The organism is Pseudomonas sp. CM25 (assembly GCF_013179705.1).
In the GTDB taxonomy this organism is placed as follows: Bacteria; Pseudomonadota; Gammaproteobacteria; order Pseudomonadales; family Pseudomonadaceae; genus Aquipseudomonas.
Genome location: NZ_JABMCW010000103.1, coordinates 1 through 6,493, shown reverse-complemented (window position 1 = coordinate 6,493; position 6,493 = coordinate 1). Strand labels below are relative to the sequence as shown.

General features: G+C 46.4%; 6 protein-coding genes. 2 read left to right on the top strand and 4 right to left on the bottom strand.

The features are described from left to right. The first annotated feature begins 237 nt into the window (after positions 1 to 237). Positions 238 to 2,043: a hypothetical protein gene (locus HP546_RS13325; protein ID WP_172225692.1), complete on the top strand. Its 1,806-nt coding sequence runs from the start codon at positions 238 to 240 to the stop codon at positions 2,041 to 2,043. A gap of 227 nt (positions 2,044 to 2,270) precedes the next feature. Next, positions 2,271 to 2,909 (top strand): hypothetical protein, encoded by a 639-nt coding sequence (locus HP546_RS13320; RefSeq protein WP_143999461.1) that lies wholly within the window; start codon positions 2,271 to 2,273, stop codon positions 2,907 to 2,909. A gap of 490 nt (positions 2,910 to 3,399) precedes the next feature. On the opposite strand, the gene HP546_RS13315 is transcribed toward HP546_RS13320, so the two are convergent. The 4 genes from HP546_RS13315 to HP546_RS13300 form a co-directional block, all read right to left on the bottom strand. Then, positions 3,400 to 4,038 carry an HNH endonuclease gene (locus HP546_RS13315; RefSeq protein ID WP_172225689.1) on the bottom strand — a complete coding sequence of 213 codons (639 nt, stop codon included), beginning with the start codon at positions 4,036 to 4,038 and terminating at the stop codon, positions 3,400 to 3,402. Beyond that, a complete protein-coding gene (locus HP546_RS13310) occupies positions 4,035 to 5,024 on the bottom strand; it encodes an AAA family ATPase (RefSeq protein ID WP_172225686.1) in 990 nt (329 codons plus the stop codon). The genes HP546_RS13315 and HP546_RS13310 overlap by 4 nt, the downstream gene beginning before the upstream one ends. A 308-nt stretch (positions 5,025 to 5,332) precedes the next feature. Continuing rightward, complete coding sequence (locus HP546_RS13305; protein ID WP_143999464.1) at positions 5,333 to 5,608, bottom strand: hypothetical protein; 276 nt, start codon at positions 5,606 to 5,608, stop codon at positions 5,333 to 5,335. Further along, a partial coding sequence (locus HP546_RS13300; protein ID WP_172225683.1) for an integrase domain-containing protein occupies positions 5,605 to 6,493 on the bottom strand: 889 nt, incomplete at its 5' end. The genes HP546_RS13305 and HP546_RS13300, both read right to left, overlap by 4 nt.

The following is a 6,493-nucleotide window of genomic DNA, read 5'->3' as shown; positions in this document are numbered from 1 at the left end:
TGCACCTGCACCTGCACCTGCACCTGCACCTGCACCTGCACCTGCACCTGCACCTGCACCTGCACTGGAGTACGCAATGATCAGTGAATCTAGCGGATAAACACACCTCCAGAGAGGTTTGCTTCCAGCCTCCAGATAGCTAGGGAGTGCCGCGCGTTAGGCCATATATTGGCATTGATTTTTTTGTATGCCCAAAGGCACAATGCCATCACTGATGTTTGACAGTGGAATATAAAAATGGACTTATATAATCTAAATCTTTCGAAAAGTGCTCAGTTTTATAAAATAAAGAAAAAAATTAGCAAGACGAAAATTAATGAAATATTTAAGGCGCTATCAGAGGATCGTGTTGGAAAACCTTTGTTTAGAATAACGAAAGAGGAGTTGGGAACGGCAACCGAGCAGGTGATTTGTTCGGCCATAGCCTTTAAAGAACTATCTGAGCCACCCTTTTTAGTTGGAACTACCATTGAAGAGGAAAAGTACTGCTTTGTACTGATGGTTGAATACAATGACTGTGTGGCTATTACTAAAAGAAATGTTCCTTATGTGGAAAAGGCTTTAGATGGTTACCTAGAGGAATTTGACTATGAGCGATTTACCAATTTCCAAGGAAGGAATTCGCCTGAATACGAAAAAGTAACCATGAACAATATGGCGATTTCTAATGCTGTAATCAGGAGTCGGTCATATGAAGCCTTCAAGTTAAATGGTTTGCTAGCCTCGAACTCCTCAAGTCGGTCAATCCCTCAGAACTTCAGGATTCGTGTTCAGGGCGATACTATAACCTTAACCCCAAATTCATCTCGGGTAACATTCAGAGATAAAAAAACTGGTGTAGAAGAATTTTCCAGCTGGGTTATTTCTACGATTGAAGAAATTAATGATCTTACAAATGCAAGTAAGTTCATCAGCGAATTTGCAGCACCCATTACTCTAGGTGATATTCAAAAAAAGAAAATCGAGCCTGCTGCAATATTCATAAATCTTGACGAGTTGGATGAAACCATTAGAGGTGGTGATGGAACCTCTAAGCTGCGGATAAACGATGGTTCGACAGAGCGGGACTGTACGTCGGAAGAGATATCCAGGCTTTTCAATATATTCAAGCATTCTATTAGTATAAACAGCTCCAAAAAATTACACCTCAAAGGTGCTGAATTACCTGCTAAAATAACCTTAAATAAAAAGCAGGTAACGTTTTATTCTGGGATTTGTGAAAAGATTTCTGTTGAGATTAAAGGCGAACCACCAATCTCTCTCAGTAAGTATATAAATAATACTAAACCCATATCGATAATGTTCAACTCTCCAGAGTACGCCTACTTTGGGCGATCTTGCTTTCAAGATAAACGTCTAATCCCTAGTCTTACCTCCATACTTTCAATTTTTGATGAAAAATATGACTTCACAGGGGTCAATAGCGAGAAAGAAAAGCGGCACAAGAAAGGAGTAAAACCGTTCCCAGATCACATTTCAGAATTCCCCGTCGCGTCATTATTCAGAAAGATAGAAGATAACTATTGTAAAGCCCCTGGGATTACTATCTGTGATGATATGAATGACGAATGGGCAGATCATATTTACCTAGAACCTGACTCCAGCCCCCCTGCGATCACGTTTATTCATGCGAAATTCACTAAAAAGGACAGTCATGGGGCGAGTAGTTTTCATGAGGTTGTGGCACAGGGGCTTAAGAATATAGGCAGGGTATTTTCTACGCTGGAAGATTTTAAGGAAAAGCATGACAGGGACTGGAATAAAAACTACGAAAATACCAAAATCAGCCGAGTCAGGGGCGGGAAAGTTTGGGGTGATCTTCACAATGCGCTGACAAAAATATTCGAGAATCAGAATTCGACAAGGAAAATTGTTCTTGCAACACCTTTTATAAGCAAGAGTCAGCTTGAAGCAATATTTTTAGATCTGTCTCTTAAGGGTAAATGCAAACCACATCACACCCAGCTTATCTGGCTTATTAATACCTTTATAAGTGCCTGTAAAGATTTAGGTGTTCAGCCTCATATCTTGTGTAAGCCTTAAGGGATAGTTTGATTGTTGAGGGTCAACTTTTGAGAAAGAGGGGCGGATTTGTTTAATGGCACCTCAGCCAGCGCTGAAAAATAAATCTGTGCCTCTTTTGTTCAAAGTAAGGGTGACTCACAAAGCAAGAGAACTTTTTATCTGAGAGGGATGGAGGTAGGTAATGATAAGAGGTAATTTGGGGGGATAATATAAATGGGGGTGTTTCGAGCGTGACAACTATAAGAATGAACTTGATTTATTCGGCTCTGATGGACGATATCTGCCTTGTTTATCCGGCATTAAAAAACGGCCAAGAACCTCGAAAATTTGATCCTACTAGACTCAACCAAAGCGAAAGAAGAAGTCTAGTGAGGGCGATTTTTGCTTTGGTTGAGGGTATGTCTTTTTGCCTTAGGGTTGGGTTGCTTGAGGACAAAGAAAATGAATTGCCACACGCCACTGTTATGGCATTGCAGGAATTGCAAATTGAAATAGCAAACGAAGGGCAGGTTAAATCAAAGCCGATTAAAACCTCGATAATGAATTTACTAAGATTAACTGTTCGCGAATACTCATCCATGTATCCAGGGGAGCTAAAAATCAAATGTGCAGGAGCTGAATTTGAGGGGTTGGTCAAATCTGTTAGAGTTCGTGATCGACTAATGCACCCTCGCTCTCTTGATGACTTAACTGTCACTGACGGCGAAATTAAGCTCGCTGTTGTTGGCATGAACTGGTTCCAAGTAGCTATGGCTGAAATGATTCTTGTACAAGCGACACATATGAGGGTTCGATTGAAGGACCTAGAAAACAACATAAAAGCTCGCCGAGCCGAAGAAGAAAGCTTGCTACAGAGGCTAGAAGCACTATCAAATGATAAATAATCCGACCTATATTGCACAGCACTACTTGCATCAATTATAAATTGCTAAGCACTTAAGAAAGTACTAGAGTCTACATATAATTTGATTTTTTGATAGCAAGCTCCTAAATCGAAAATAAAAGCCTGGCACTGGCTGGGAGCCACCCCTGCGGAAGTCCACTTCCCCATAGATGCCCAAAATTGACAGTCGAGAAAGTCAAAATATTTGGCTGTTTTGCGGGGCATCCTAGAATGCCCTCGCTAATCAAGGAGAGCATCATCGACGACTTGTACGAAAGTTAGTCGGAAATGATTCGTTGGTGCAACAGATGGTTGATACGATGCGTCGACTCCATGAAACACATTGTTCAGGCACTGCGGCTGTAAGTGGCAACTTTCGTTAAACAGCAACAGCCGCTTTTAAGTTAGGACATGCTTGGCGTAGCTGATATACGACTGAGATCTTGTTTTATTTTCAGTGGAGCACCAGTCGAGCAACCCTGTGCACCTGATCAGCCGTAGATTTCGCGCTCCATAGCTTTGATTTGGTCATGCAGGCTTTCGCTTCTTGGTGGTGGCAGACCTTGAGCTCGGTTCATTGATTCAGTTTCGAACTCCTTCAGTTGGAAGAATTCGTAAGTGTATCGACCAACTTCTGTAAGTATCCGATAACGAAAAATTGTCTCCGGCCCATCCAAGACGCTTTGTATCCTTAAGTGGTCGTAGACCGAATCAAGGTTGGGATGAGCGAATTTGTAGTGCTCCTTTTTGAATAGCTGACTTTTCTCCATTTTCGGTAGCCGTGACAAATCCTGCTTAAGAAAGTCCACGCGAGCACGCTTAAACTTCATATTGCATTTGCGACACGATACGGCGAGATTAGGTAGATCGAATATACAGTGATTAAAAATACTCTTAGGCAGCACATGCTCAATATCAAGCACCATACTGAACTCGCCCAGGATATTACGCTGGCAATAACAGCACCGTTCACCCTGTTCGGCACGTTTATGATTCTTGAACCTTGCCTTAACCTGCTCCACATGTGGCGAGTTCCAGATTTCTGTAGGTGCTGGCTTTGGACTTTCTCTAACGCCCAATGCCCTGGCTATATCCAGATGCTCCTCCAGCGTGTAAGTGAAGCTGGTCATTGGGCAAGCTTCCTGGCCTGAGTGATCAGTTTTTGCTGATTATGATCATATCGAGCGGCCTCATATAGATCATCGAACTCACTATTGAATTCCTCAAAAGAAACTTCTCCGAACTGCACCCGATGCAACATATCGGCCAAATGCCTTGAAAGGAATGCGCTTCGCGGTGTTAGCATCCTAAAGACATCCCAAAGCACCTGCTCCATTCCCTCATCACAGCCGGTTACCTCATGCGGAGTGTTTTCGCGTATACGGTACATCTGCCATGACACACCGCAATTAGGGGCAGTCGTGACAATGATGGGAGAGTGGGTGGCGACGATAACCTTTGGTTCGGATGAATGGAAAAGATCGAACAGACGACTAACGTAGCTGCGTTGCCAACGGGGATGCAGGCTGTTTTCCGGTTCGTCAATGAGGATGGCGGTACGCTCAGTTATATATGAAGCAATAAATGCTAAGGTCGTGATTAGCTGGATTTCACCAGAGCTTGCCCGCTCCAGTGGGAACTCGTTATTACCTTTCTTTAGAAAAATGGCTGGCCAATTGCTTAATTCATCCTTGCTAAGATTGAGACTCCAATATCCGTCCTTGGAGGTCCCTGCGTGGCTCATGCTGAGGTCATACCAAGCCACTCGAGCTTTAGATGCCTCTTGGCAAATCCCTAGTCGCGGTTCATAGCCGAGGTAGGAAAGAACCTTGCCAATGTGGTACCTAGCTGCGGACGGTTCTTGGATTGAATTGATGATCGTTTGTAAGGCGATACCGACGAACGCCTGACCGTAGCGCCCCCCCATGAAGTGGTAGCGTTTACCCGTCGTGCGGAATTTATCAAACGGGCAGTTGGCAATCGCGATGACGCGGTAGTTCTTGCTTATGTAGGCCTCAGCTATATCAGCTAATGCCTGGCTTTTGCCACTACCGTTCTCACCGATGATAATTGAAAGGGGTTGTGTGTAATCAATGGGATGCAGATTGGTCAGCATATGGATTCCTTCCTTTTCCCTGAGAGTCCGGATAAGCGCTACTCACAGATTCGGTCGCTAGAATAAGTGCAGTGTGATCGCTGCGCCAACATGCGCGAGCAATTTTCTCGTACTCACCGCCTAATGGTTTAACTTCCGGTCACGCCCCCGTCGGCTCTCGTATGATGTAAGCCGACTCTCGCCCTTCGTGAGCTGCAGAGACCAGCGAAGAACGGCCAGTCACGGTAATATTGGCTGAAAGTAACCGCTCGCGAAAGACAGTTATGGGGCGATTGCTATCAGTCGTGCCTTCGAAATCAGATCCTCGCTCAGAGGTTGAACACCCACGTTTTCTGTAAACGACGAGCGAGTAACCGCACGGTCAGAAAGTAGTAATACCGGGTCATCTTACTGCGCCGGTCTAGGCGATGCTCAAGAAACCAAGCTAAATGCTTTCTCTGCCAGGCCCAAGGCGTCTCTCGCTGCCAGCGATTTGCAATTTCAGCTTGGATAAGTGTTGCCTGCCGCAAGTGGCGTTGCCGCGTGGAGTGCGACCCAGTTAGCACGCCAGCCAAGAACAACTCCATATCGAACGGCTTGCTCATGTCCGTCCCCCAATGTAGGCCGCAACCACATCGATCCGACCGTGCCCCAGTTCATAGCTGATTTGTCTCCGGGCCTCACGATCAAGTCTCCTATCTACCAGGTAACATTGGCCGCCGTTGATAGGTGCGCGGTACTGGGTGATTTGCTCGTAGCGCTCACATGCATAGGCCGCTCGTAACTCATGGAAGCCTTTAAGGTTGTGTGCATGCAGGATGTCCCGCGCCGGGTGGATGCTTTCTTGCAGAAAATTCACGTAGCTTTCGTATGGCGCAATTAGGTTGCGGCTGCCCGCAGGCGACACCTGCCGTGCAAACTCAAGTGCACCTCTAACATGGTCGTCCACCGTAATCCATCGTGGCGCCGAAGCGCCAGCGCGGCCACCTTTGGTGCCATCCTGAATGTTAATCCTGCCTAGGTTGTAAGCCTCACGCCTTAGCCGTGGCAGGTCAGCCAATATAGCCTCACGTAAGCGCATGCCGGTGGCTCGCGCCAACAAAACAATCGCGGCAGCCCGTAGTTGATGTTGGTTACAAAGCGCATCGACGATCTGCTTAACCAGTTCGCGGTCTTGGCCCTGCGGCACTGAATGTCGAACCCCGGTGCGCTGCATACCCAGCGCCTTGCTCGGACTTGGCAATTTCACGCACGGATCACCGCGAAGCGCCGTCATGGTCCTGTTAACGCTGGATAGCCGATTTTGTGCGGTGCTGACGGCGAGGTCACCGCGCCCAACCGCGTCGCGCAGATGCGCCGCATAGTTGGCCAATACCTTCCGATCAATCTGCCGAGCATCATTGATACCGGGCCCCTGTTCGGAACGGCACCATTTGACGAATGCCTGCCACCGATCACAGTGCGCCTTGACCGTGCCGTAATGACCGCCG

Coding starts and splice junctions, on each gene's coding strand:
- HP546_RS13320 (WP_143999461.1), top strand. CDS start 2,271: ATGAACTTGATTTATTCGGCTCTGATGGACGATATCTGCCTTGTTTAT.
- HP546_RS13310 (WP_172225686.1), bottom strand. CDS start 5,024: ATGCTGACCAATCTGCATCCCATTGATTACACACAACCCCTTTCAATT.
- HP546_RS13305 (WP_143999464.1), bottom strand. CDS start 5,608: ATGAGCAAGCCGTTCGATATGGAGTTGTTCTTGGCTGGCGTGCTAACT.
- HP546_RS13325 (WP_172225692.1), top strand. CDS start 238: ATGGACTTATATAATCTAAATCTTTCGAAAAGTGCTCAGTTTTATAAA.
- HP546_RS13315 (WP_172225689.1), bottom strand. CDS start 4,038: ATGACCAGCTTCACTTACACGCTGGAGGAGCATCTGGATATAGCCAGG.